At 59.2% G+C, this 25,678-nt stretch carries 21 protein-coding genes; 2 read left to right on the top strand and 19 right to left on the bottom strand.

Annotated features, from left to right (window positions below; genetic code table 11):
• Positions 1-7 precede the first annotated feature (7 nt).
• A complete protein-coding gene (locus tag L6439_RS09335; RefSeq protein ID WP_168180870.1) occupies positions 8-367 on the bottom strand; it encodes an Asp23/Gls24 family envelope stress response protein in 360 nt (119 codons plus the stop codon).
• 170 nt (positions 368-537) lie between these two features.
• Between L6439_RS09335 and rpmB the strand changes: the two genes are divergently transcribed.
• Complete coding sequence (rpmB, locus tag L6439_RS09330) at positions 538-726, top strand: 50S ribosomal protein L28 (protein ID WP_168180871.1); 189 nt, start codon at positions 538-540, stop codon at positions 724-726.
• Positions 727-1,131: 405 nt separating this feature from the next.
• On the opposite strand, the gene spoVM is transcribed toward rpmB, so the two are convergent.
• From spoVM to L6439_RS09240, 18 genes are all read right to left on the bottom strand, one after another.
• Entirely contained in the window at positions 1,132-1,212 is an 81-nt protein-coding gene (spoVM, locus tag L6439_RS09325; protein ID WP_006675261.1) for a stage V sporulation protein SpoVM, read from the bottom strand.
• Positions 1,213-1,357: 145 nt separating this feature from the next.
• Positions 1,358-1,618, bottom strand: coding sequence for a hypothetical protein (locus L6439_RS09320; RefSeq protein WP_213427081.1), 261 nt, complete (start codon positions 1,616-1,618; stop codon positions 1,358-1,360).
• A 35-nt stretch (positions 1,619-1,653) separates the two neighbouring features.
• Positions 1,654-2,337, bottom strand: coding sequence for a ribulose-phosphate 3-epimerase (rpe, locus tag L6439_RS09315; protein WP_213470200.1), 684 nt, complete (start codon positions 2,335-2,337; stop codon positions 1,654-1,656).
• A gap of 1 nt (position 2,338) precedes the next feature.
• Positions 2,339-3,256: a ribosome small subunit-dependent GTPase A gene (gene rsgA, locus L6439_RS09310; RefSeq protein ID WP_168180873.1), complete on the bottom strand. Its 918-nt coding sequence runs from the start codon at positions 3,254-3,256 to the stop codon at positions 2,339-2,341.
• A gap of 134 nt (positions 3,257-3,390) precedes the next feature.
• The gene (pknB, locus tag L6439_RS09305; RefSeq protein WP_213470198.1) at positions 3,391-5,520 is read right to left on the bottom strand and encodes a Stk1 family PASTA domain-containing Ser/Thr kinase; all 2,130 of its coding nucleotides are present in this window, start codon (positions 5,518-5,520) and stop codon (positions 3,391-3,393) included.
• 4 nt (positions 5,521-5,524) lie between these two features.
• Positions 5,525-6,283, bottom strand: coding sequence for a Stp1/IreP family PP2C-type Ser/Thr phosphatase (locus L6439_RS09300; protein ID WP_168180875.1), 759 nt, complete (start codon positions 6,281-6,283; stop codon positions 5,525-5,527).
• 6 nt (positions 6,284-6,289) lie between these two features.
• Positions 6,290-7,342 carry a dual-specificity RNA methyltransferase RlmN gene (rlmN, locus tag L6439_RS09295; RefSeq protein ID WP_237096798.1) on the bottom strand — a complete coding sequence of 351 codons (1,053 nt, stop codon included), beginning with the start codon at positions 7,340-7,342 and terminating at the stop codon, positions 6,290-6,292.
• A gap of 1,174 nt (positions 7,343-8,516) precedes the next feature.
• Entirely contained in the window at positions 8,517-9,893 is a 1,377-nt protein-coding gene (gene rsmB, locus L6439_RS09290) for a 16S rRNA (cytosine(967)-C(5))-methyltransferase RsmB (protein ID WP_213470343.1), read from the bottom strand.
• Positions 9,894-9,925: 32 nt separating this feature from the next.
• Positions 9,926-10,867 carry a methionyl-tRNA formyltransferase gene (gene fmt, locus L6439_RS09285; protein WP_168182745.1) on the bottom strand — a complete coding sequence of 314 codons (942 nt, stop codon included), beginning with the start codon at positions 10,865-10,867 and terminating at the stop codon, positions 9,926-9,928.
• The gene (def, locus tag L6439_RS09280) at positions 10,864-11,346 is read right to left on the bottom strand and encodes a peptide deformylase (protein WP_168182746.1); all 483 of its coding nucleotides are present in this window, start codon (positions 11,344-11,346) and stop codon (positions 10,864-10,866) included. Before def ends, fmt begins: the two co-directional genes overlap by 4 nt.
• Positions 11,347-11,641: 295 nt before the next feature.
• Positions 11,642-14,254: a primosomal protein N' gene (gene priA / locus L6439_RS09275; protein ID WP_237096797.1), complete on the bottom strand. Its 2,613-nt coding sequence runs from the start codon at positions 14,252-14,254 to the stop codon at positions 11,642-11,644.
• Positions 14,244-15,545 (bottom strand): bifunctional phosphopantothenoylcysteine decarboxylase/phosphopantothenate--cysteine ligase CoaBC, encoded by a 1,302-nt coding sequence (coaBC, locus tag L6439_RS09270; RefSeq protein WP_168182748.1) that lies wholly within the window; start codon positions 15,543-15,545, stop codon positions 14,244-14,246. Before coaBC ends, priA begins: the two co-directional genes overlap by 11 nt.
• Before the next feature lie 208 nt (positions 15,546-15,753).
• Positions 15,754-15,957 (bottom strand): DNA-directed RNA polymerase subunit omega, encoded by a 204-nt coding sequence (rpoZ, locus tag L6439_RS09265; RefSeq protein WP_168182749.1) that lies wholly within the window; start codon positions 15,955-15,957, stop codon positions 15,754-15,756.
• Between the two features lie 391 nt (positions 15,958-16,348).
• Positions 16,349-16,927, bottom strand: a complete 579-nt coding sequence (gene gmk / locus L6439_RS09260) for a guanylate kinase (protein ID WP_168182750.1) — start codon at positions 16,925-16,927, stop codon at positions 16,349-16,351.
• A gap of 13 nt (positions 16,928-16,940) precedes the next feature.
• Positions 16,941-17,201, bottom strand: coding sequence for an extracellular matrix/biofilm regulator RemA (gene remA / locus L6439_RS09255; protein ID WP_005548256.1), 261 nt, complete (start codon positions 17,199-17,201; stop codon positions 16,941-16,943).
• Between the two features lie 37 nt (positions 17,202-17,238).
• Complete coding sequence (locus L6439_RS09250) at positions 17,239-18,123, bottom strand: YicC/YloC family endoribonuclease (RefSeq protein ID WP_168182754.1); 885 nt, start codon at positions 18,121-18,123, stop codon at positions 17,239-17,241.
• Positions 18,124-18,155: 32 nt separating this feature from the next.
• The gene (locus L6439_RS09245) at positions 18,156-20,057 is read right to left on the bottom strand and encodes a bifunctional homocysteine S-methyltransferase/methylenetetrahydrofolate reductase (protein WP_213470194.1); all 1,902 of its coding nucleotides are present in this window, start codon (positions 20,055-20,057) and stop codon (positions 18,156-18,158) included.
• Between the two features lie 222 nt (positions 20,058-20,279).
• Entirely contained in the window at positions 20,280-23,090 is a 2,811-nt protein-coding gene (locus L6439_RS09240; protein ID WP_168182752.1) for a calcium-translocating P-type ATPase, SERCA-type, read from the bottom strand.
• Positions 23,091-23,310: 220 nt separating this feature from the next.
• Here L6439_RS09240 and L6439_RS09235 point away from each other — a divergent pair, with 220 nt between their 5' ends.
• Entirely contained in the window at positions 23,311-25,155 is a 1,845-nt protein-coding gene (locus L6439_RS09235) for an Rqc2 family fibronectin-binding protein (protein WP_213470192.1), read from the top strand.
• Positions 25,156-25,678 lie beyond the last annotated feature (523 nt).

Here is a 25,678-nt window from a genome sequence, read left to right as displayed (position 1 = left end):
CCCCTTCCTAGCTTAGTACGCGTACGTCCTGTACAAAGATGTTCACTTGGTCCACCGCGAGACCGATGTCGTGTTCGAGTACATACTTCACCTTGGCTTGGATGTTGTGCGCCACCTCGGAGATTTTGGTTCCGTAACTCACAATAATATATAAATCGATATGTAGACTATCGGATTGTTGGCGCACTTCGACACCGCGCGACAAATTGCCGCGTCCAAGCAATTCGGCAATGCCGTCCTTCAATTGCTTGCGCGATGCCATTCCAACGAGTCCATAACATTCCATAGCCGCGGAACCGGCAATCACCGCCACGACTTCTTCCGAAATGCTCACCTTGCCGAATTCCATATCGAGTTGGATGGCCATGGTTTATTCCACTCCTTTTTTTGAGTATTATGGACTAATCAACATTGTACTATAATAGAAAAGAGAAATAAACAAAGTTTTTGATTCGGTTGACTACAGATTTTAAAATATGATATCATATTTAGGTATTTAACGTATGAAGGGTGCTTTGGGATAAGGAGGTGTAAGGCATGGCTCGCAAATGTTATGTAACGGGGAAAAAACCAGGCTCGGGTAACACCAGATCGCACGCGAACAACAAATCTCGCCGCTCTTGGGGCGTGAACGTACAAAAGGTTCGCATCTTGGTCGATGGCAAACCGAAACGCGTATACGTGAGCACGCGTGCATTGAAGGCAGGTAAAGTGACTCGCGTCTAATCCCGGCCTCCATATAGAAAGAGCACCTGAAGCGCAATCAGGTGCTTTTTTTGATCGCCAATTCATTGGCGCTCTTTCGCCTCGAAAGACCTCGGATAGGCTTGTATCTCAACGGCCACGGCTTGCCTTGGGGATCGCGGCCCCGGCGCTGTCAATTCCAGCGCGGCACCGCCGGCGGCTGGCTAGGGATGGTTCTTGTCCGGCATGGTGTGCGGCGGATGGCACCTCGGCAATCCTCCGCCGAACGGGCATCCTCATCCAAGTGCGGCTGGGCCGCTGCCCCATGCTTGCCGGACAGCCGTCCGGAGCTCACCACCGTTATTGCCTGTTGCCCCGCTCCCGCACATGCGCTCACGGTTCTTCGGATGGATGGATACCGACTCAGCTTCAATGCCGCCTGGAACGTCAGCTTTTTTGAAACGTATTTAAAATCGCCTTGACGAAACCTCCCAAAAACTTCGGCAGCTTAAACGTATAAAACTTCATCTTCCACCCTCCTCGTCATTCTCATCCTACCCCGCTAGTCTCTTGCAACATAAAAAAGGTTACATGAGAGATCTGTGCTCATGTAACCATCATATGCCGCAGGCCATTCATCTATGCACGGGCGACAAGCCCGATTCGCGCCCAATTATGCGGCGGGCGCCGGCATCTGCTGCATGTATAAATATACGGACATCATGAAGACGAAGATAAAATAGAACAAAATCGACAATAGGATTAAGCCGATGCGCATCCCCTTTGTCGGATTCCGCTTGAAAAAGCGAATTCCGAGCAGAATCGCGCCAAGCGAGCAAATGATATTTAGCGGAAAATTCAAAAAAGCGTAAAATCCGACCAGCGTGCCGCACAAAAAGCTGTACGACGCCAGCGTCAGCGCCGTTCTCCACATAGGCATTCTCCCCTTCTCCGGCCCCTCCGTTCGAGTCATGCCCGCGCTCGCTCCGCGGCTTCCCGGATCGACCGAATGGCCGCTTCCCGGCTGGCCGCTCCAAAGACCGCGCTGCCGGCCACGAGCACGTCCGCTCCGGCCGCCGCGACCAATGGCGCCGTCTCGGCCGTAATCCCCCCGTCGACTTCGATATGAGTTTCTGCCCGGCCCAGCTCGTCCAGCCGTTGGCGAAGACGGCGAATTTTGTCCGTCATCGAAGCGATGAACTTCTGTCCCCCGAATCCCGGATTCACCGTCATGATAAGGACCAGATCCAGATCCGCCAGCACCTCTTCGATCGCCGTCAGCGACGTTCCCGGATTAATCGCCACGCCTGCCCGGGCGCCAGCCTCCTTAATCTGATGAACGACCCGATGAAGATGAGGGCATGCTTCCGCGTGCACCGTAATGACATCCGCTCCGGCGGCGGCGAACGCATCGATATACTTCTCCGGCTCGACAATCATCAAATGCACGTCCAGCGGCAGCGCCGTATGCGGGCGGATCGCTTGCACAATGTTCGGCCCGAGCGTCAGATTCGGCACGAAGCGGCCGTCCATCGCGTCCACGTGAATCCAGTCGGCTCCTCCCTGCTCCACATTCCGCACCTCTTCGCCCAGCTTGGCGAAGTCGGCCGATAAGATAGAAGGGGCGATACGAATCGTTTGCAGTGCTGTCATGTCAGTACCTCCGTCGTTTGTCTTTCATTTCGTCGAAAAATAACCGGTAATGTTCATAGCGCGAACCCGCGATCGAGCCTTCCTGAACCGCCTCCTTCACCCGGCAGCCCGGCTCGTGAATATGAGTGCAGCCCCGGAACTTGCAGTCGCCCGCATAGCTTCGGAATTCACGGAAGCACCAGCCGAGCTGATCCACCCCAAGCTCAAGGAAATCAAGCTGGCTGAATCCGGGCGTATCGGCAATATATCCTCCCTGCGGAAGCGGCAGCAGCTCGACGTGGCGCGTCGTATGCTTGCCCCGGCCCAGCCTCTGGCTAATCTGGTTCGTCTCCAGTGACACTCCAGGGAGCATCGCGTTCAAGAGAGAGGACTTACCAACCCCGGACTGGCCGGCGAAGACGCTGATCTGATCGGCTAACCGGTCCGCCACGCCTTGATAGCCGAAGCCGCCCTTGGCGCTCGTGGCGATGACCTCGTATCCAATCTGCCGGTACAAGGCGATCAACTCATCCATCCGCCGGCGCAGACGGGCCGACTCCTCCCCCGGCAGCCGATCGAGCAGATCCCACTTCGTCAGCAGGATGACCGCCTCCACCTCCGCATGCTCGATATGGACGAGGAACTTGTCCAGCAGCTGCATGTTCAGCTCCGGCTCCGTCACCGAGAACACGAGCGCCGCCAGCGAGACATTGGCGATGGGCGGCCGAATCAGCTCGCTCTCCCGCGGCTCGATCTCGTCCACGACGCCCTCGCCGTTCTCGGTGAAGGAGTAGACGACGCGGTCGCCGACCAACGGGGACACGCCTTTCTTCTTAAAAATGCCCCGTGCCCGGCACTGCACGGTCTCACCGCCGCGCTGCCCCTCTTCCTCCACGTAATAATATCCGCTCAACGCCTTGACGATAAGGCCTTTAGGCATGCTTATCTACCACGAACATATCGATTCCCTCCATGTAATTCGAAGTTATAGGGGCCCCTCCACCGGCACATCCCGATCTCAGACGCGCGATGGAAGGGCGGCCAATCTCATCTTGGAAAAAAGAGTGCGGACACTTACTCGCCCGGATCTATTCCTCCCCCATCTTCTTGCCCTTCCCCTTCTCCTTCGCTCTGTCCCTGAATTTCTCCTTCAACTTCTTGCCCTTGCCTGGCCGAGGGGTCGTCTATCCCCGGTATCTGCACCGTGCCCTGCTTGGCATCGGTATAGCTCACCGTGTACGTATCCAGGAAGTCACCGTCCCGATACAATAGTACGACCCCGTCTTTGTTCGGAGCGAGCACGAGCTCTACGTTGAAGATTTGACTTGATGTGATTTTCTGTGTACCCCACTCTTTATTCTCTCCGGTTGCGTCCGTATAGACGATGCGGATCGTGCTTGTCTTGCCGTGCTCCGCGGGACTCACGGGCAGCGGGAACGTATAGCGCAGCGCCTCCGGCGGGTAGCCCGAGCTGACATAGATGCGGACCTCCGAGCCCTTGGCGACCGGATCGTTAGGCTCGAACGGCTGCTGCTTGAATACGCGGCCAGCCGGCTGCTCATAACTCGGCTCCTCGATAACGCCGTCCTTGGCCAGCTTCAACCCGCTCGCTTCAATCTTGGCGATGGCCTCTTCCTTCGTCGCGCCGACGAGATTCGGCATGCCGAACGTCTCCTTGCCTTTGCTGACCAGCAGCTTCACGGAAGCGTTGCGCGGATCAACCTTCTCCCCGGCAGCCGGCGTCGTGCCGACCACCGTGCCCGGCTCGGCTTCATCGTCAAAGACCGGCTCCTTCGTAATCCGGGAGCTGTCGAAGCCGATTTCGATCAACTGCTGAATGACCAGTTCCGAAGGCTTGCCGGCGTAGTCCTCCATCTTAATATACGGCGTTCCCTCGCTGACATACAGCCGGACGCTCGAGCCTTCCTTGACCTTCGTGCCCTCCGGCTTGCTCTGATCGAAGACCACGCCCTTCTCGAAGCCTTCCTTCGGCTCGCGGACAATCGGATCTTCCACCTCGATTTTCAGCGCGGCCAACGTGTTCAGCGCCTCCTGCTCCGTCATTTTGATGAGGTTCGGCATGACCACATCATTGACGACAAGCAGACTTTTCACATAGATAACCACGCCAACCAGGATACCGAGGAACAACAGCGTTCCCCCGATCCAGACCGCCGGCTTCACCCACCCCTTCTGAGCCGGCTTGGCCGGCTCCCTGCCGGCTGCCGCCGGGGGCGCCGCAGGCGCGGGAGCTGCTCCGGGATACGTATCCGCAGGCGGGCGCTCCTCCCGCTCCTGCGCCCGAATGGCGGGCATGACGCGGGTTTCTTCCGGGTCCTCGTACACTTTGCGCTGGGCGAACATCACCTTCGCTTCATGCGCGCGCTCCGGAGACAGGCTGGTCTCCAGGTCGCGCAGCATTTCCGCGGCGGATTGGTACCGCTCCGCCGGGTTTTTGCGCATCGACTTCAAAATAATATTTTCCACGCTTTGCGGAATATGCGGATTCACCTTCCGCGGCTCCTCGAACGGCTCCTGCAAATGCTTGAGCGCGACGCTGATCGGACTTTCGCCCAAAAACGGCAGTCTGCCGGTCAGCATTTGATAGAGCACGATGCCGAGAGAATACAAATCGGACTTTTCCCCCGCCGAGATTCCTTTGGCGTGCTCCGGCGAGAAGTAATGCACCGATCCGACGACCGATCCCGTCTGGGTAATGGTCGACGACGTGACGGCCCGGGCGATGCCGAAGTCCGTTACTTTAACCCGGCCATTGCGGCCGATCAGTATATTATGAGGCTTAATATCTCTATGAATAATCCGGTTCTGGTGGGCATGGTCGAGCGCATCGCATATTTGGGACGCGATCCGCACCGCTTCCTCGACCTGCAGCGGGGCACGCTGCTGTATAATCTCGTTCAGATTATGCCCTTCCACATATTCCATAACAATATAATGCGTGTCGTCCTCTTGACCGACATCGTAAATGCTGACCACGTTCGGGTGGCTCAGCGAAGCGGCGGACTGGGCCTCTCGCCGAAAGCGCTGGATAAACTCCTCGTCATGCACGAACTGCTGGCGCAGCACCTTGACCGCGACATAACGGTTCAACAGATTATCCAATGCCTTATAGACGAGAGCCATGCCGCCCCCGCCGATTCGGGCGGTAATCTCATACCTTCCGGCAAGTGTTGTTCCTATCACTTACTCACTCCTCCTTCCCGGCGTCAGGGTGCTCCAACAGGACGACCGTAACGTTATCGTCTCCGCCGGCCTCCAGCGCCTGGCTAAGCAGCCGGTCTGCCCGGGCCGATAACGGAAGCGACGGATCGATGACCGTGCTCCAGATATGATCCTCATCCACCATGCTGGTCAACCCGTCGCTGCACAGCAGCAGCGTATCATCTTCGCCGTACTCCACCGGGATAATATCCACCTTCACCTGTTCATCGGTGCCGAGCGCCCGCACCAGCACATTGCGCCGCGGATGGCGCTCCGCCTCTTCCGGGCCGATCTGGCCGCTCTTGACTAGTTCATTGACGAGCGTATGGTCCTCCGTCAACTGAACGATCCCCCGCCGGCCGATTCGATAGGCTCGGCTGTCGCCGATGTGGCCTATGTATCCGCTCGTCTGCCCAGACGGAAACAGCACCGCCACAATGGTTGTTCCCATGTGGTGGTACTTTTCATCCTGGGATGCAATATGGAAGATCGTGTGGTTGGCGCGAAGAATCGCGTCCTCCAACGCTCCCGCCAACTGCTGCTGCTCCAGCTGCCGGGGAAGAGCCGCCAGCTCGGAGACCACGGTCTCTACCGCCAGGCGGCTCGCGATATCGCCCGCCTGATGTCCGCCCATGCCATCCGCGACGACGGCCAGATCATAGCCGTTCGCCAGCTCGGACACATAGGCCCGATCTTCGTTGACTGCGCGCACGCGTCCAACATCGGAACGATGCACAGCTCTCATTCTTCTTCACCTCGCATTGGACTCCAAATGCTTGGCACGCAGCTGGCCGCAAGCGGCGGCAATATCATGCCCCTGCTCCCGCCGGATGGTCGAGTTAATGCCCCGATCCAGCAGCGTGCGATGGAACTTGAAAATATCGTTGCGCGGAGTGCGGATATAATTCCGCTCCGGCACATAGTTGACCGGAATCAGATTGACGTGGGCCAGCATCTCCATCCGCTTGAGCATGTCCGCCAGCTCCTCCGCATGCTCCACTTTGTCATTCACGCCCCCGATGAGAGCGTACTCGAACGTAATTCTGCGCCCGGTCTTCACCTGATAGTGCTTCAGGGCCTCCATCACCTCGATGAACGGATAGCGGCGGTTCACCGGCATAAGCTTCGAGCGCAGCGCATCATTCGGCGCATGGATCGAGATCGCGAGATTGATCTGCGTGTTCTCGTCCGCGAACCGGTAAATACTCGGCACAATGCCGCTCGTCGACACCGTAATATGGCGCTGCCCGATATTCAGCCCTCGCTCATGAATCATCGTCCGGAGAAACGCCATCGTCGCGTCGTAGTTCTCGAACGGCTCGCCTGTTCCCATAATGACGATACTGCTGATGCGCTCGTTCGTCTCATCAAGCATCTTCTGCGCCGTGACGACTTGAGCCACGATCTCGCCCGCCGTCAGGTTGCGCTTCAGCCCGCCAAGCGTCGAGGCGCAGAACGTACAGCCAACGCGGCACCCGACCTGGGTCGTCACGCAAATGCTGTTCCCATAATTATGCTTCATGATGACCGTCTCGATCGCATGGTCGTCATGCAGCCCGAACAAAAACTTGACCGTGCCGTCCTGCGACTTCATATGCGTAATCACCTTCAGGTTCACGAAATCGAAGCTCTCATCCAGCTTGCCGCGAAGCCCCTTGGACAGATTCGTCATCTCCTCGAAGCGGGTCACCCGCTTCACATAGAGCCAGTCGAAAATTTGCCCCGCCCGAAAAGCAGGCTCCCCCTGCTCCTTCAGCCATTGCTCAAGCTGCTCAAACGTATAGTCGTATATAAATGGTTTCATGTATGGTTCAACCTTTCGCTTCATCACTTGTCATGCAGTCGATCTATTTTACCACAAATGGCGCCCTTGCCAAAAGCCAAGCCAAATTCGCATCCTCCGTCCTAGGCCTGCCCGCGTACGCAAGCGCCCTTCCTCCCGGCCTCCGGCATGCCCCTTGCTTCCAAAGCCTCTCAAAACACCTCACCGTCAACAGCCTCTACTCCGAGTATACAACCAACCCGCCCTCATCTATGCGCATGTCCTCCTGAACCGTACAAGTTTTCTTTCCTCGGCTCTTCTCTTCCCTCGGCTCCCTCTAAAGGCAGCACTGTTCAGGCAGCTCTCTTATGGAGCTTTTGCGCGCTATCCCGACGAGTCAGATACCTCTTCGGACGGTGCTTTTGCTCGTTATCCCGACTGGCCAGATGCCTCTTTCCCAGTTCTTTTGCTCATTATCCCGACTGGTCAGGTACCTCTTCGGCCGGTGCTTTTGCTCGTTATCCCCACTGGTCAGATGCCTCTTTCCCAGTTCTTTTGCTCATTATCCCAACTCTTCAGATACCTCTTTCGCAGTTCTTTTGCTCATTATCCCAGCACTCAGCCTCTGCCTCACCCCGTCAAGCTGAGAAAATTAAGGCTCTCACTTTCTCCATCGTCCAAGAGCCCATTCTATTGAGAATGAATATAACAACTCCTCACGCACAAGTACATCTTTTGTAGGAGAAAAGACGGCATACAACTTGCCTGACCATATGAGTTATTTTCTAAAAAGGAAGCTGCACACCTCCTCTTTCCTGGCCGCTTGGGATATTGCCCAAAAGGTGCTGGAGACTCTTCCTCTGCCCTGACCGCTTGGGATATTGCCCAAAAGGTGCTGGAGACTCTTCCTCTGCCCTGACCGCTTGGGATATTGCCCAAAAGGTGCCGGCGACTCTTCCTCTGCCCTGACCGCTTGGGATATTGCCCAAAAGGTGCCGGCGACTCTTCCTCTGCCCTGACCGTTTGGGATATTGCCCAAAAGGTGCCGGCGACTCTTCCTCTGCCCTGACCGCTTGGGATATTGCTCAAAAGGTGCCGGCGACTCTTCCTCTGCCCTGACCGCTCGGAGATTAATGGTGCTATTGAAACGACAATAGCCGCATCGTCCAGACGGGCAACCGTTTGGTCGATGCGGCTATATTTCCGCTCTATTGCCTCAGTTTCCTTCCGCCGACGCTTCATCCGTACGCTGAAGACAGGCAATGAAGAAGCCGTCAGACCCGGCATCCTGCGGCAGCACCTGCAGCATGCCCGCGGGGCTCCTGCGCAAGGCTGCGTCCAGCGGGTCCTGCGGCAAATCGCGGGTCCACGATGCATCCAGCGCCCAGCCGGGCGTTCGTTCCAGGAAGCGGCGGACGGCGTCCCCATTCTCCTCCGGCTCGACCGTGCAGGTCGAGTAGACGAGCCGGCCGCCGGGGCGCACCATTCGTGCCGCTTCCATCAGCAGCCGCTCCTGAAGCGCGGCGATCGCCGCGACATCTTCCTCGCGCTTCGCCCATTTGATGTCCGGCTTGCGGCGAATGACGCCGAAGCCGGTGCATGGCGCGTCCAAGAGCACGGCGTCGAACGATGCAGGCGGCAAGGCTTGTCCCAGTTCCGCCGCATCGACGTTCATTACGCGGAGCGACGTCAAGCCAAGCCGGGCGGACTGCTCCTCGATTAGCGCCACCTTATGGGCGTGGACGTCGTTCGCCGTCACTTCGCCCATATCGCCCATCCGTTCGGCGATATGGGTCGATTTGCCGCCTGGCGCGGCGCAGCAGTCCAGGACGCGCATGCCCGGTTCCGGCCGCAGCGCCTCGACGACGAGCATGGAGCTCTCGTCCTGTACCGACAGGCGGCCGTCGCGATACCAGGCGCTGTGCGCCAGATTGCCGGCGCCGGCGGCTACGATGCCGTCGGGCGAGAGCGCGGACGCCTCGGCCCGGTAGCCGTCCGTTCGCATCTCGGCCAGCAGCGCCTCCCGCGTGCCGCGCAGCCGGTTCACCCGCGCGCTGCCATGCGGCGGCCGGTTGTTCGCCGCGCACATGGCGGCCGTCTCGGCTTCGCCGTAAGCGGCGATCCAGCGGGCGACGAGCCACTCCGGATGCGAATGCTCCCAGGCGATGCGGCTGATGGCGCCTTCGGCAGGCGGTGCGTCCCACAGCTCCGGTTCGCGCATGATGGCGCGCAGAACTCCGTTCACGAAGCCGCCCATCGCCTGCTGACCGCGCCGCTTCGCAATCGCGACCGCTTCGTTCACCGCCGCATGCGGAGGCACGCGGTCAAGATAGCGAAGCTGGTAGACCGTCATGCGGAGCAGATTGCGGACCCAGGGCTTCAGCTTCGCCAAGCCGCGCTGCACCTTCCTCGCCAGCACGCCGTCAATCGTGTTGAGGCGCTGAATCGTGCCGTACACCAGCTCCGTCGCCAGCCCGGCGTCCGCCCGTTCCAACTGCGCTTCCTTCAGCGCCCGGTTCAGCTCCAGATTGCTGTAGGAGCCTTCCTTCTCTACCCGGACAAGCACCTCCAGCGCGACATCGCGTGCCGTCATCCGTCTGCGGGGCGGACGGCGTTCTCCTCCGTTCACGACAGCACCGTCCCTTGCTCCATTTTGCCGCCGCGAAGGAACTCGGAGGCCGGCATGGCCTTCTTGCCGGCGGGCTGCACTTCTAGCAGGTTAAGAACCCCTTGTCCGGTCTGGACGCGAAGGCCGTCCGCACCGGCCGTCAGAACAGTCCCCGGGACAGCCTCGGCCTCTCCGGCCGCAGCGGGCTCCGCCCGGCAGGCCCACACCTTGAATACTTCGCCGTTCCAGGTGGTGAAGGCCCCGGAAAACGGAACGAGACCCCGCACCTGATTGGCGATCTGCTCCGACGGGCGTGTCCAATCGATTCGCTCATCCTCGCGCTTCAGATTCGGCGCGTAGGTCGCCTCGTCATGAGGCTGCGGCACCGCTTCGACCCGGCCGGCAATAATATCAGGCAGCGTGCGCCGGAGCAGATCCGCCCCGGCCTCGCTCAGCTTCGCGAACATCGTGCCCGCATTGTCGTCGGGGCCAATCGGCACCTCGACCCGGCTGATCATGTCGCCCGTATCCATGCCTTCCGCCATATACATAATGGTGACGCCCGTCACCGTCTCTCCGTTCATGATCGAACGCTGAATCGGAGCGCCGCCCCGGTACTTCGGAAGCAGCGATCCATGCACGTTGATGCAGCCGAGCCGGGGAATATCAAGCACCGCCTTCGGCAAGATCTGCCCGTACGCCGCCGTTACGATCAGATCGGGCTGGAGGGCGCGAATATCTTCCACCGTATCCGAAGTGCGAAGCTTTTCCGGCTGCCATACCGTCAATCCGTGCTGCAGCGCTTCCGCCTTCACCGGCGTCGGTGTCAACACCCGCTTGCGGCCGACGGGACGATCCGGCTGCGTCACCACAGCCGCGATGTCATACCCTTCCTGGATCAGCATGCGGAGGGAAGCGACGGCAAAATCCGGCGTCCCCATAAATACGATTTTCGTCATTCCGACTTCCTGCCTTCGCGCGGAACTTCATACACGCTCTCCGCAATCTCGGTGAACAAAATCCCGTTCAAATGGTCAATCTCATGCTGGAAAGCGCGTGCCAGGAAATCCGACGCTTCCACCGTGAACGTGTTGCCATGGCGGTCAAGGCCTTGAACCGTAATATGCTGATGGCGGCGCACATCGCCGTTCAGCCCCGGAATGCTAAGGCATCCCTCCGGCCCAAGCTGTTCCCCTTCCGCCTTCAGAATGACCGGGTTAATCATCTCGATCAAGCCATGCTCGTCTCCGACATCGACGACGATCACTCGCTTCAAAATCCCGATCTGAGGCGCGGCCAGGCCCACGCCCTCCGCGTGGTACATCGTGTCCGCCATATCATTCAGCAGCTTGTGGATATTCGGTGTCACCTTCGTGACCTCTTTCGCTACCTGATGAAGAACCGGATCCGGTTCATGTACAATAATCCGCAACGCCATAGGGCACACCATCCTTTATTTGTCTTAGTCGGCATCGTTCTGACGGAAGCCGTGCTTCCCGTTTGATTTCAATGCTCGATATGAAGCGGGACCGTCTCTGTCTAACAAAAAAATTCAGCCCGCATAATATGCTTTCATCTATAGTAACAAGCCGTTCAGCGCCGTCTCAGCCCGGCTGCCCGCATGCGGGCAGAATCATCGGCGCCAGCCCCAACGCGCAGCCGGCTTCAATCAAGGCGTGCCCTGCAACAGCAAGCGGTCCACTATTCCGGCCCCTTCATGCCACTGAGCCGGGCTACATCATCATCTGCGGGTCGATATCGACGCTGAACCGGACGTCCTGTTCCTTGGCGATTGAATCGAACTCGCGCATCGCTTCCGCCAGCAGACCCGACAAATTCACGTCTCCCCTGCATTTGATAATGCACTGGAACCGATAGCGGTTCTTGATGCGCGGAATCGGAGAAGCGACCGGACCGAGAATCTCTATCGCGTCCGTATGCTCATGCAGCGGAAGCAGCCAGCCCTGACGCTCAGCCAGCTCCTTGAGCCGCTGAGCTGCGTTCTCGGCCACGCGCACGAGCAGCGGCAGCTGTTCATGCGACATCGACAGCAGCGCCAGACGGCAGAAGGGCGGCACCATCAGGTTGCGGCGGTGCCGCAGCTCTTCGGAGGCGAAGCCGCGATAATCATGTCCCGACGCATGGATAATGGAGTAATGCTCCGGGGCATAGGTCTGCACGATGACTTCCCCCGGCAGATCATGGCGTCCTGCCCGGCCGGCGACCTGTGTCAGCAGGTGGAATGTCTTCTCGGCCGCGCGGAAGTCCGGCATATGCAGCGCCGAATCGGCGGCAATAACGCCAACCAGCGTGACATGCGGAAAGTCTAGCCCCTTCGCCACCATCTGCGTGCCTAACAGCACGTCGGCCTTCCGTTCGCGGAACTGCTGCAGCAGCCGCTCATGCGATCCTTTCTCCGAGGTCGTGTCCACGTCCATTCGGATGACGCGAATGCCGGGAAAGCGCCGGGCGAGCTGTTCCTCTACCCGCTGGGTGCCTGTGCCGAAATAACGGATATGCTCGCTCTCGCAGGACGGGCATACTTCCGGCGCCCGCTCCGCATGACCGCAGTAATGGCAGCGCATATGCCCCGTCTTCATATGATACGTCAATGAAATATCGCATTCCGGACACTGAGCGACATAGCCGCAGCTGCGGCACATGACGAACGTCGAGTAGCCCCTGCGGTTCAACAGCAGCACGGTCTGCTCCTGCCGCTCCAGCCGCTGCTCCAGCGCCGCTTCCAACGGCGCGCTGAACATCGAACGGTTGCCGAGCTTCAGCTGCTCCCGCATATCGACGATCGTGACCGGAGGAAGCGGCCTTCCTCCGACTCGAGAAGGCATTGCCAGGGGAGCCAGCTCCCAGGGGGGCGGCTCCAGCCCAGCGGGGAGCTGCTCGTAGCCGTTCAGACGGGAGGCGTAATACGTCTCCATCGCAGGCGTTGCCGAACCGAGGACGACGACGGCTCCCTGCCGGCGCGCCCGTTCGATCGCGACATCGCGGGCGTGATATTTCGGCGTCTCTTCCTGCTTGTAGGATGACTCATGCTCTTCATCCATAATAATAAGGCCAATCCGGGGAAAAGGGGCAAACACCGCCGAGCGGGCCCCGATCGCCACCTGAACGCGGCCTTCCCGGATTTTGCGCCACTCGTCGTAACGTTCGCCTTGGGAGAGTCGGCTATGCATGACCGCTACCCGGGAACCGAATCTCCCCTTGAAGCGCTCGACCATCTGCGGAGTCAGCGAGATCTCCGGCACGAGCACGATCGCTTCGCGCCCGGAAGCGAGACACCGCTCGATCGCCTGCAGATAGACCTCTGTCTTGCCGCTCCCGGTTACTCCGTGCAGCAAAAACGTCTGATGCTCCTGTTCGTCCACCGCCCGCGCGATTGCTTCGAAGACACGCGACTGCTCTTCTGTCAGCGGCAGCGGCTTCGATGGCCGGAAACGGCGTTGAGCGTACGGATCGCGCATCACCTCGACTTCGTCGACGGCCACATAGCCTTTGGCCTCAAGCGCCTTGACCGCGGAGGCGTTCAAGCTTTTGAGCGGCAGTTCACCGCCATACTCCTGCAGAAGGCGCAGCGTTTCCTGCTGTCTTCCGGCCCGGCTCCCCAGCTTGCCAACCGCCTCGCCGACATCATCGACCGTTAGCGTTACCCGCTTCAACCGCTTGACGCCGATGCGATCCTTAATCCGCTCCGTCTCCTGAAGCCAGCCATGCTGGAGCGCTTCCTTAATGAGGCGCGCTGCCTGGGGAAAGGCCTGCAGCAGCTTCGGCGCCGGCAGCGGCTCGTGCCGCTGCACATAAGCAAGCAGGCTGCGGGTCTGCGGGTCGTCCAGCAGACGATCCGGATGCAAGGCCAATTCATCCGTTCCGCCGTCGGCGCCTTGAAGGAACAGGCGGGCATCGTCGCCCAGCGAGAGCGCCTTTTCCCGCTTGCCCTTGATAGCTCCCGGAATCATCGCTTGCAGAGCGGCCGTTAAGGTGCATACATAGCGATCGCTCATCCACATTCCGAGATCGACGAGATCGGCCGGGAGGGGCGGTACGACATCCAGGAGTTGCTGTATCGGCTTCAGCCGGGAGAGCGGCACATCCGTCCGATCGGAGAATCCGATGACGAAGCCCTGCACCGTCCGCCCCCCGAACGGGACGCCGACCCGGCTGCCCTTTTCGATCCACTCCGCCATGGACGGAGGAACCGCGTAGTCGAACGGCCGATCCGTGTCTTTCACCGACACATCGACAATAACGCGCGCAATCGGCGACCCGGGATGAGATCCGAGTGCCTCCGCATGCGCTTCGTCCCGAATCCGCCCCGCTCCATTATGGCTCAAGCGAATGCACCTCGTCAGGCATGGATGGCGGTTCGCCTCCCGCAGAGATCCTCTGAGCGGCAATCTTCAGCAGCCTGCGGGCTACCTCGCTCTTGGCCGTAAGCGGGATGCGTTCGACGAGTCCTTTTTTACTATATATATGCACTTCATTGCGATCGGAGCCGAAGCCCGCGTCCGGGCGAGAGACATCGTTCGCAACGATAAAATCGAGATTTTTGCGCGCCAGCTTGTCCAGGGCATACTGCTCAAGTTGCTCTGTCTCGGCGGCAAACCCGATTAACAGTTGATTTTTCTTCTTCTCGCCCAGCTCCTGCAAAATATCCGGATTCCGCTCCAGCTCGATGACGAGCCGCTCGCCTGTCTTCTTCAGCTTGTGGGCGGCCCGGTGCACCGGCCGGTAATCAGCGACGGCCGCGGCCTTTACGACAATGTCCGCATCTTCGTACCGCGCGATGACGGCATCCCGCATATCCAACGCCGTCTCGACGCGGATCAGCTCGACGCCCTCCGGAGGAACCGACTGGGTCTGCCCGGCGATGACCGTCACGCAGGCCCCCATGTCGCGGGCGGCTTCCGCGACCGCGAAGCCCATTTTCCCGGACGAATCGTTCGTAATGTAGCGGACCGGATCGATGCGCTCGACCGTGCCGCCTGCCGTAATCAACACCCGCTTGCCCTGAAGGAGTCCGGGCCGTTCCCTTCCTTGGCTGGCTGCGCCGGCTGGCCGCAAAGCAGACTCTTTCCCGCCTTCCCGGAACCAGCGCTTTACATATTCCACGATATGCTCCGGCTCGGCCAGCCTTCCCTTGCCGGTGTAGCCGCAAGCGAGAAGGCCTTCTTCCGGCTCGATGAACCGGACGCCCCGCGACCGCAATATCTCCATATTGTGCACGACGGCCGGGTGGGCGTACATATGTACATTCATGGCCGGAGCTACCATGACCGGCGCCGTCGTGGCGAGCAATGTCGTCGACAGCATGTCATCCGCCAGTCCATGCGCCATCTTGGCGATCACGTTCGCCGTAGCCGGCGCCACCAGCACCAGATCCGCATGATCCGCCAGATCGATATGGGAGACGACCGAAGGGTCCCGTTCGTCGAACGTATCCGTATACACCGGCTGGCGCGACAAGGTCTGGAACGTCAGCTCCGAAATAAACTGAGTCGCCGATGCCGTCATAATGACGCGCACCTCGGCTCCCTCCTGCTTCAACTTGCTGCACAGCGCTGCAGCCTTGTAAGCCGCAATGCCGCCCGTGACGCCGAGCAATATCGATTTTCCTTGCAGCATACGCCCCCGCCTTTCCGCTCCTCTATCGCGCAAGCCTCCATCCCGGCGGCGGCCTGCCCTCCCGGATAGGGAGCATTCTCGTCATTTGAAAAAAATAACAACCTGACGGTTGTTATTTGCTTCCTGCTCAATTAATGGGCGGCGGTCCTTCAGCCCATTCGGCTGTCCCGCTCACCGTCTATGCACCGATTCCGCAGCCGGATCGGCGTTACACCGCATTGCCCTGCTCGACCGTTATATGATCGCCGTAAATTTCTTCCAGCGCCACGCCGACCTGCTTGTATGATTTGGGATTCTGCAATTCGGTCCGCTCTCCGTCGCGCAGTTGGCGCGCCCGGCGGGCCGCCGCCACGACCAGCGAGTATTTGCTGTCGACTTTTTTCATCAATTCGTCAATGGATGGATATAGCATAGTTCCGCACTCCTTCTCCTGCTTGTCCCGATGCCCCTTGCCACCGGGACCGCTTCTTACTCAACCTCGAATCCTTCGCGGCGCATGACGAGGCACACTTCATAGAGGATGTTCAAAAAGTCTGCTTTCGATCACGAAGGGATTCAGGAAGCAACCCGGCCTCGAATCTTGCATTCGCTCTTGCAGATCATATGCTTCCGAAGCATGTTTCCTCTGGGAAACATTTTAGCTGCTCATGCAGTCCCTCCTGCACTCCGTTGCTCCTTACAAGTTTTGCGATGCAAAACTCCCATCGGAAGCATACGCTTCGAGTTCTTGGACCCTTCACGGTGCCGAAAACGGCCTTTTTGAACACGTGCTCTATGGAAAGTGCGCCCCGCTGACGGCCGTCTTACCGGTTCGGCCTGATTTTACAATGTTCGGCTATAATAATGCTCTCTATACGTTTGCACGCCAAGTCGATCTCATCGTTCACGACGGCATAATCGTAATTCGCCATCATGGCCATTTCCTCGACCGCCGCCGTCATGCGGTGATCGATGACGGTATCGTTCTCGGTGCCCCGGCCGCGTATCCGATCCTCCAGCTCGTCCAGCGACGGAGGCAGCAGGAAGATGAAGATCCCGTTCGGGAACTTCTCCTTCACCTTCAACGCCCCCTGCACCTCGATCTCCAGAATGATGTCCTGCCCTTCGTTCAGCGTCCGCTCCACGAAGTCGCGCGGGGTGCCGTAGTAATTGCCCACATATTCGGCATGCTCCAGCAGCTTGTCATTCTCGATCATATCCAGGAACTCTTCCCGCGACTTGAAGAAATAGTTCACTCCATCGACTTCCCCTTGCCGGGGCTGGCGCGTTGTGGCGGACACCGAGTAGATTAGATCAGGCAGCCGCTTCAATAAAGATTTGCATACCGTGCCTTTGCCGACGCCGGAAGGGCCGGATAGCACAATCAAAAATCCTTTCTTCATGTTCATCTCCATCTTATTCGTCGTTGTCGTCATCCTTCGTGGATAAGCGGTGCGCTACCGTCTCCGGCTGGACCGCGGACAAAATGACATGGTCGCTGTCCGTAATGATAACCGCACGGGTGCGCCGGCCGTACGTCGCGTCAATCAGCATGTGACGATCGCGCGCTTCCTGGATGATTCTTTTGATAGGAGCCGATTCCGGGCTCACGATTGAGATGATACGGTTGGCAGATACGATGTTACCAAAACCGATATTAATCAGTTTAATGGCCATTACAGGTCCTCCCTCTACTTTCGAAAACGCTCCATATTTATTCCATGTTCGCGGCTTGTTCGCGAATCTTTTCCAACTCTGCCTTCATGTCGACGACATGGTTGATAATCTCCAGATGGTTCGCCTTGGAACCGATGGTGTTCGCTTCCCGGTTCATCTCCTGGATGAGAAAATCGAGCTTCCTTCCGATCGGTTCCGTGCTGTCCAGCAGCTGTCTGAACTGGTTGAAATGACTCTGCAGCCGCGTCAATTCTTCATCGATATTGGAGCGATCCGCAAACAGAGCTACCTCCATGCCGAACTTATACTCGTCCAAGGAAGACTCGGCATCCAGCAGTTGCTCTATCCGCTGTTGCAGCTTGGCGCGATACTCGGCAACGACGAGCGGAGCCCGTGTGGAAATGTCCGCATGCAACGACTCCAGGCGGTTCAGTCGTTCCTTCATATCCTGGGCGAGGTGGTTGCCTTCCATGACCCGCATCCGACATAAACCATCCATCGCCTCCGCCAAGCCCGATTCAAGCTCGCGAAGCAGCTCTTCCCCGGACAGCGGTTGCTCTTCCTGGATGGTAAATACATCTGGCAAGCGAAGCCAGTCATTGACGGTCATCTCTCCGGAGACGCCGTATTGGTCGCGAAGCAGCCGGCCGGCCTCCATATAGGCCTTCACGGTCTGCTCATTGATGGCTACCGCCGTCTTCGCTTCCCCTTCACGCTCTCTGTTAATAAACACGTCTACCCGCCCGCGCTTGACGGACCGCTGAACGAGACGGCGCAAAGGCTCCTCGCAGCTTGTCCATTCACGCGGCATGCGCAGCATGATCTCGCAATAACGATGGTTAACGGACTTCGCTTCAATCGTAATCTTGTCTCCGCCGACGGTTCGGACGGATTGGCCGTAACCGGTCATGCTGTATACCATGGGTACCACATCCATTATCCTATTTTAATTCATTACGTATGCCGATACAAGGGGGCGGTCGGGCGTTCCGCTTTTTGCCACACATGCTCCGTCAGCTCGACGGTCATCTCGTAGAACATGAACGGGGTCATGAAGTAGATTCCGTTGAAATGCTTCATCGCCACATCCAGCAGCTCCTTGGCGATGGCTACGCCCTCTTGGCGCCCGCTCTCGCCCTCAAGCCCCTTCATTCGTTCCCGCACCTCGTCCGAGAGATGAATGCCCGGCACTTCGTTATGAAGATATTCCGCATTCCGCCCGCTGGCCAGCGGCATGATGCCGAGGAAGACCGGCACATTCAAATGCTTCGTCCCCTCCGCAATCCGTTCGATCAAGGTGGCGTCATATACCGGCTGCGTCATAATATAATCCGCCCCGGCTTCAATCTTGCGCTCCAGGCGCTCGATCGCCTTGTTCAGATGCTTCACGTTCGGGTTGAACGCCGCCCCGACGACGAAATTCGCGCGCTGCTTCAGCGCCTTGCCCGAGAAAGCAAGCCCCGCATTCAACTGCTTAATCATGCGGATAATCTCGAAAGAGGTCAGATCATAGACCGAGCTCGAGTCCGGCAAATCGCCGAAGCGGGCCGGATCCCCCGTGACCGCGAGCACATGATCGATGCCGAGCGCATCCAGGCCCATCATATGGGACTGCGTACCGATCAGGTTGCGATCCCGGCAGGCGATATGGATGAGCGGCCGGATGCCGACCTTGTCGAGCGCCAAATAACCGAGCGCCATGTTGCTCATTCGGGTGACGGCAAGCGAGTTGTCCGCCAGCGTCAGGGCATCGGCCCCCGCATCCTTCAACGCCTGCGCGCCCAGCATGAACTTCGCGATGTCCAGATCGCGCGGCGGATCCAGTTCCACGATGACGGTATGGCGTTCACGGACCATATCGACAAGCGACGGCCCGCGTTCCGCCGTCCCCTGCCCGGATACCGGCCCGGCGCCGCGCTCTCCGATCTCGAGCGGCGGGGCGGCCTGGGCCTGCGCCTCCTCCTCGGCAAGCGTAGGAAGGGCCGGAGCCTTCACGCCCGCCAGGGCTTGCGCTATCGCCCGGATATGCTCCGGCGTCGTCCCGCAGCAGCCTCCGATCATGCGCGCGCCCAATTCGGCGAAGCGCACGGCGCTCTCTGCCATATAGTCGGCCGTGGCCACGAAGTTGTATCTTCCGTCCACATAATCCGGCAGACCGGCGTTCGGGAAAGCCGACATCGGCAGCGCCAGCCGGCCGGTGACCTCTTCCATCGCCCTCATCAGGCCGTTCGGCCCCATGCGGCAGTTCAACCCGACGACGTCAGCGCCCTCCTCGCGCAGCAGGCGGAACGCATCCAGGAGGCGAAGTCCGTCCTTCGTCCGGTTCGATTCCTCGACCGCGAATTGGCAGATGATCGGAATGCGGTCGTCCAGGGCGCGCACAATTTGAAGCGCAAGCTTCATTTCCTCCATATCATAGAACGTCTCGAACATAATCCCGTCGACGCCCTCTTCCAGCAAGGCTGACAGCTGCTCGGTATAGCCGCGCTTGACCTGCTCGGTCTCGATATTTTCCCGCTTGCCGGCCCGGATCGAGCCCAGCGCCCCGACCACATAGGCCTGGCCTGCCGCGGCCTCGCGCGCCAGCCGGGCGGCGGCGCGGTTAATCTCCTTCACCTGCTTCTCCAGCCCATGCTTCGACAGCTTCTCGCGATTCGCCGTAAATGTATTCGTCTCCAGGAGCCGGGCGCCTGCGCTCACGTATTCCCGGTGTATGTCCCGGATCCGTTCCGGTTCGCTGATGTTGAGCGATTCATAGGAGATCCCAACCGGGTAGCCCAATTGATATAAATAGGTGCCCATGGCCCCGTCACCGACAATAATTTCCCCTTGCAGCACTTGTCGCAAGTCCTTCATCCCGTCTCCACCCTTCTCCCAATCTTCTCTGTCTGCGTCATCTACCCCATTTTATCAAGAAACGGCTCTTCTTGAAATAAAAGACGCTCCGACGGGAGCGTCTTCAGTGCATCGGTGCAGTTTACAGCTTATGCGCCCGGACCAGATGCCGGCACGGCGGCCGCGGGGCGCCTCCGGTCAATTTCCTACCATCATACCGCAAATTGAATAAAAATACTACGTTTATGCCGCATGACGCTTCGGATAAGCGGGTCTGCCGCCGGAAGGCTTCTTCTTCTGGCCGCTCATCACCGAGCCGATGCCGAGCAGGAAGGTCGGTATCCCGGCCATGACGAAGGTAATCGCCCAATCCCGGAAGCCGAGCGGAACCGTCTTGAATATCGGCTGAAGCGGTTCGATGTACAGCACCCCGAGCAGCAGAATCAAGGAAGAGATCACCGCAAGCACCAGATATTTATTTTGGAACAGGTTGCGATGGAAAATCGACCGCGAGCTACGGCAATCGAAGACGTGAATCAACTGGGCGAGCACCAAGGTGGAGAAGGCGACCGTCTGCGCCTTCGTCAGCTGCTCGGCGCTGCCGGGATCGACCTGCAGCGTCAGCCAGAACGCGATCAGCGTGCAGACGCCGATGAGAATCCCGCGGCTTACGATTTTCCAGCCCAGACGGCGAGCGAAGATGTTCTCCTTCGCGGAGCGCGGCCGATGCTCCATCAGATCCTTCTCCGGCTGATCGACGCCGAGCGCCATCGCCGGGAGCCCGTCGGTCACGAGATTGACCCACAGAATCTGAATCGGCACGAGCGGCAGCGGCAGCCCCATCATCATCGCCAGGAACATGACCAGAATCTCGCCTACATTGGAAGCGAGCAGGTAGCGGATGAACTTGCGGATGTTCTCATAAATGCCGCGCCCTTCCTCGATGGCGGCGACGATGGTGGCGAAATTGTCATCGCTCAGAATAAGGGATGAAGCTTCCTTCGACACATCCGTGCCCGCCACGCCCATCGCGATGCCGATATCCGCGGCCTTGATCGCCGGCGCGTCGTTCACTCCGTCGCCGGTCATCGCGACCACATGGCCTTGGCGCTGCAATGATTTGACGATGCGCAGCTTATGCTCCGGCGACACGCGGGCATAGACATAGACATTATCGACGACTTTGTCCAGCGCTTCGTCATCCATCCCGGCGAGTTGAGCCCCGTTCACGCTCATGCCGCCCCGGGGAATGATCCCGAGCTGATTCGCGATCGCTTCGGCCGTCGTCTGATGATCCCCCGTAATCATCACGGTCTTGATGCCGGCGCGGCGGCACAGACTGATCGCTTCGCGGACTTCGCGGCGCGGCGGATCGATCATGCCGGCCAGTCCGACAAACACGAGCTGCGACTCCGCTTCCGCTTCATCATGTACCGTCTCATGCGGCTTCAGCTCCCGGTACGCCAAGCCGAGCACGCGCAAGGCTTGCTTCGCCATCCCTTCGTTCTCCGCCAGCACCTTCTGCTTCAGCGTGCCCGTGAACGGCACCACCTTGCCGTCCCACAGCATATATTTGCAGCGATCCAGGAGCACATCCGGCGCGCCCTTGGTCAAGATATGGCGTCCTCCCTGATGCGTGACGACGACCGACATCCGCTTGCGCTCGGAATCGAACGGGTACTCCTGCGTCCGTTCGTACATGCCTTGCAGCGCTCTCGGCGTCATGCCCAGCTTGGCCGCGAGGACGAGCAGCGCTCCTTCCGTCGGATCGCCCGTCACGTCCCAGACGGCCTTCAGGTCTTGCGGCTCGGCCGCTTTGTCTCCCTTGCGCCCCCCTCTCGCCGCTCGCATCTCCTCCGGGTAAGTTTCCGTCAAGCTTGCATTGTTGCAGAGCGCGCTGATCTGGAGGAAGCGGCGCAGTTCCTGATCATGCTTGAGCTCGATCGGCTTCCCCTGCTCGCACACTTGGCCGTGCGGCTCGAAGCCTTCTCCGGTCACCTCCAGCAGCCGTCCGCCAAGCCACATCCGGGTCACCGTCATTTTGTTCTGCGTCAGCGTCCCGGTCTTGTCCGAGCATATGACGGAGGCGCAGCCCAGCGTCTCCACCGAAGGCAGCTTGCGCACGATCGCTTTGCGCTTGATCATGCGCTGGACCCCCAGCGACAGCGCAATCGTCACGATGGCCGGCAGTCCTTCCGGAATGGCGGCAACCGCCAGACTGACCCCGGCCAGGAACATGGCAAGGGCGGGCTGACCGTGCATGATGCCCGCGACGACGACCATGACGGTGAGGATGAGCGCGACGACGATGAGCATCTTGCCAAGCTGCTCCAGCCGATGCTGCAGCGGCGTATCCATCGTTTCTGTATTTTCGATCAGATGAGCGATCTTGCCCATCTCGGTATCCATTCCCGTGCGAATGACGACGCCTCTCGCGGTCCCCCGCGTAACCATCGTGCCCATGAAGCCGATATTTTTCTGATCTCCGAGGGGCAGCTCCGCTTCCGGGATCCGGTGATGATGCTTGCTGACCGGAACCGATTCGCCCGTCAGGGTCGATTCCTCGACATAGCAGCTGTTCGTCTCCACCCAGCGAATATCGGCCGGAACGCGATCACCGCTCTCCACCAGAACGATATCGCCGGGAACGAGCTGATTGGCAGGAATGTGGCTTACGGTGCCGGAGCGCATCACTTTCGCCGTCGGCGCGGAGAGCTGTTTCAAGGCCGACAGCGAACGCTCCGCCCGGAACTCCTGAATGAATCCGAGCACGCCGTTCAGCAAAATAATCGCGATAATCGTAATCGAGTCCAAATATTCGCCCAGCATGCCCGAGACGAGAGTCGCCCCCGCCAAAATGAGTACCATGAAGTCTTTGAATTGATTCAAAAATAACGTTATCGGCGAAACGCGCCGCCCTGCCGACAGCTCGTTGGATCCGTATCGCTCCCTTCTCGCTGCCGCTTCTTCCTCAGTCAAGCCTTGATCGGCGTGGACCCCCAACGTGTTCAGCAAGTCTTCGGCCGTTGACTGGTGCCACTTTAATTGATCCATTGGTACGTTCCCCTTTCCTCCCGTATGATGGCCCTCTTTGGCGGGACAATCCGACTCGTCCAAAGAAACGGTCTTCAGGGTAACTTTATTCGGACGAGTCGGAAAATATCCCAATGTGCACACGGAACTCTTAAGTTTTGTCCAAAAGTATGGCATCATAGGGAGATAAGGCAAATGAGCGGGAGACCGGCCCCGGACCCGCAGAATAGGAGCAATCAATATGGCATTGGATGGAATCGTTACCCGCGCCCTCGCGCATGAATTGCAGCAGACCATCGGCGCGCGCATTCATAAAATTTATCAGCCGACCGAGCATGACATCGTGCTCCATATCCGGACAGCGGGACGGAACCGCAAGCTGCTGCTGTCCGCGAACCCGACCTACCCGCGGGTGCATTTTACCGAAGAGAGCTTCACCAATCCGCCGGAACCGCCTATGTTCTGCATGCTTATGCGAAAATATTGCGAGAGCGGCATAATCGAACAGGTGGAGCAGATCGGCAGCGAGCGGATTCTGCACTTCCGCGTCCGCCAACGGGACGAACTGGGGGATGAGGCGATCAAAACGATCGTCGTGGAATTGACGGGACGCCACAGCAATCTCATTTTGCTTGATCCGGCGACCGGCGCCATCGTAGACGGAATTCACCATGTGACCCCGTCCATCAGCAGCTACCGCATCGTCATGCCTGGCTTCGCCTATACGGCTCCGCCGGAGCAGCATAAGGCCGATCCGCTCGGCACGGACGCGGAGCAGTTCCTCACATGGTGGGAGGAAGCCGCTGCGGAGGGCACCGCCGCAGAGCGCACCGCCGCAGATCAAGCCCCCGCGCCCTTGGACAAATCCGGGGCGAGCCGCGGTCTCCCGGCCAAGCAGGCGGCCAAGTGGCTCGTAAGCCGCTTCTCCGGGCTCAGCCCCCGGCTCGCGGAGGAGATGGCCTACCGCGCGGGCGCGAGCCAGGCGGAAGCGAACGCGGATGGGCTTCTTGACGGTCCGGCGCTGTGGGAGACCTTCTCCCGCATGATGGAACAGGTGCGGGTTCATCGCTATGAGCCGACGCTCGTCGAGGATGAAGCCGGCAAATCGTATTTTTCGGCGCTGCCGATTACGCATATTGAGGGTGCACGCACTCAATATGAGACTATGAGCGGCTGCATGGAGGCCTTCTATGGCGACAAGGCCGAACGGGACATGATCAAGCAGCGCGTGGGCGACTTGGCCCGCTTCCTCCAGCAGGAGCACGGCAAGAACGCGAAAAAACTGGAGAAACTGCAAGCGACATTGGAGGAAGCGAAGGATGCGGACCGCTACCGGGTGATGGGCGAGCTGCTGTTCGCCTCTCTCCATATGCTTCGCAAGGGAGACGCTTCGGTCGAGCTTCCGAATTACTATGATGAGGATGGAGGCATGATCACGATCCCGCTTGACCCGCTGCTCTCGCCTTCCGATAACGCCCAGCGCTATTTTAAGAAATACAACAAGGCGAAGAATAGCATTGCCGTCGTGCAGGAGCAGATGAGCGCGGCCGAGGAAGAGAACCGGTACTTCGAGATGCTGCTGCATCAGCTTGCGGGAGCCAACCTGCAGGACGCGCAGGAGATTCGGGAGGAGCTTGTCCAGGAAGGCTATTTGCGCGATCGGGAACGGAAGGGCAAGCGGAAGAAAAAAGACGGGCGGCCGACGGTGTACTGCTACACCTCCTCCGAGGGCATACCGATCTATGTGGGCAAGAACAACTTGCAAAATGAGTATGTCACCAACAGGCTGGCCCAGCCGAACGACACGTGGCTCCACACGAAGGACATTCCCGGCTCGCATGTCGTCATCCGGAGCGAGCGCTTCGGGGACGCCACTCTGGAGGAAGCGGCCCAGTTGGCGGCCTATTTCAGCCAGGGCAAGCATTCCAGCCTCGTCCCCGTCGACTATACGCTGATCCGTCATGTCCGGAAGCCGAACGGGGCGAAGCCGGGCTTCGTCATCTACGAGCGGCAGAAGACGCTGTTCATTACGCCGGACGCGGACCGGGTCGGACAGCTTCCGGTCACCGTCAAGACGAGCGGCTAAGCGACACAGCAAGACGCCTGGAGGACGGAACCGTTCGGTTCCTTCATTCCAGGCGTTTTGTTTGTTCCCGTTCATGTCTGCTTGCGGCTCCGTAGCCGTTCCCGTTCATCCCTGTGTTGCGGCTCCGTAGCCGTTCCCGTTCATCTCTATGTTGCAGCCCCGCATCTGTCCCGTTTTCGGAAGAAAACGCCCCCCTCCGGGACGATGATACTGTCAATCCCGAGCATGTCTGGATCAAGTCTGACGCAAGTGTGGAGCATGTCCGGAGCATGGTTGGAGCATGTCCGGAGCGTGGTTGGGGCATGTCCGGAGGCATGGTTGGAGCATGTCCGGAGCGTGGTTGGAGCATGTCCGGAGTACGGTTGGAGCATGTCCGGAGTACGGTTGAGCATGTCCGGAGTACGGTTGAGCATGTCCGGAGTACGGTTGGAGCATGTCCGGAACAGTGTGCGCGATCGGTACAGATGCGGAAGGTGTCTCTCCGGGGGCGCGTCCAGCCCAGGTAGGGAATGTATGCTCCCGG

Origin of the sequence: Paenibacillus dendritiformis (assembly GCF_021654795.1) — a bacterium.
GTDB lineage: Bacteria > Bacillota > Bacilli > Paenibacillales > Paenibacillaceae > Paenibacillus_B.
This window is presented reverse-complemented; position numbering and strand designations above follow the sequence as displayed.

What these genes read in the sequence shown, in the direction of transcription:
- L6439_RS09335 (WP_168180870.1), bottom strand. Translation starts at nt 367, where the DNA reads ATGGCCATCCAACTCGATATGGAATTCGGCAAGGTGAGCATTTCGGAA.
- rpmB (WP_168180871.1), top strand. Translation starts at nt 538, where the DNA reads ATGGCTCGCAAATGTTATGTAACGGGGAAAAAACCAGGCTCGGGTAAC.
- spoVM (WP_006675261.1), bottom strand. Translation starts at nt 1,212, where the DNA reads ATGAAGTTTTATACGTTTAAGCTGCCGAAGTTTTTGGGAGGTTTCGTC.
- L6439_RS09320 (WP_213427081.1), bottom strand. Translation starts at nt 1,618, where the DNA reads ATGTGGAGAACGGCGCTGACGCTGGCGTCGTACAGCTTTTTGTGCGGC.
- rpe (WP_213470200.1), bottom strand. Translation starts at nt 2,337, where the DNA reads ATGACAGCACTGCAAACGATTCGTATCGCCCCTTCTATCTTATCGGCC.
- rsgA (WP_168180873.1), bottom strand. Translation starts at nt 3,256, where the DNA reads ATGCCTAAAGGCCTTATCGTCAAGGCGTTGAGCGGATATTATTACGTG.
- L6439_RS09300 (WP_168180875.1), bottom strand. Translation starts at nt 6,283, where the DNA reads ATGAGAGCTGTGCATCGTTCCGATGTTGGACGCGTGCGCGCAGTCAAC.
- rlmN (WP_237096798.1), bottom strand. Translation starts at nt 7,342, where the DNA reads ATGAAACCATTTATATACGACTATACGTTTGAGCAGCTTGAGCAATGG.
- rsmB (WP_213470343.1), bottom strand. Translation starts at nt 9,893, where the DNA reads ATGACGGCACGCGATGTCGCGCTGGAGGTGCTTGTCCGGGTAGAGAAG.
- fmt (WP_168182745.1), bottom strand. Translation starts at nt 10,867, where the DNA reads ATGACGAAAATCGTATTTATGGGGACGCCGGATTTTGCCGTCGCTTCC.
- def (WP_168182746.1), bottom strand. Translation starts at nt 11,346, where the DNA reads ATGGCGTTGCGGATTATTGTACATGAACCGGATCCGGTTCTTCATCAG.
- coaBC (WP_168182748.1), bottom strand. Translation starts at nt 15,545, where the DNA reads ATGCTGCAAGGAAAATCGATATTGCTCGGCGTCACGGGCGGCATTGCG.
- rpoZ (WP_168182749.1), bottom strand. Translation starts at nt 15,957, where the DNA reads ATGCTATATCCATCCATTGACGAATTGATGAAAAAAGTCGACAGCAAA.
- gmk (WP_168182750.1), bottom strand. Translation starts at nt 16,927, where the DNA reads ATGAAGAAAGGATTTTTGATTGTGCTATCCGGCCCTTCCGGCGTCGGC.
- remA (WP_005548256.1), bottom strand. Translation starts at nt 17,201, where the DNA reads ATGGCCATTAAACTGATTAATATCGGTTTTGGTAACATCGTATCTGCC.
- L6439_RS09250 (WP_168182754.1), bottom strand. Translation starts at nt 18,123, where the DNA reads ATGGTATACAGCATGACCGGTTACGGCCAATCCGTCCGAACCGTCGGC.
- L6439_RS09245 (WP_213470194.1), bottom strand. Translation starts at nt 20,057, where the DNA reads ATGAAGGACTTGCGACAAGTGCTGCAAGGGGAAATTATTGTCGGTGAC.
- L6439_RS09240 (WP_168182752.1), bottom strand. Translation starts at nt 23,090, where the DNA reads ATGGATCAATTAAAGTGGCACCAGTCAACGGCCGAAGACTTGCTGAAC.
- L6439_RS09235 (WP_213470192.1), top strand. Translation starts at nt 23,311, where the DNA reads ATGGCATTGGATGGAATCGTTACCCGCGCCCTCGCGCATGAATTGCAG.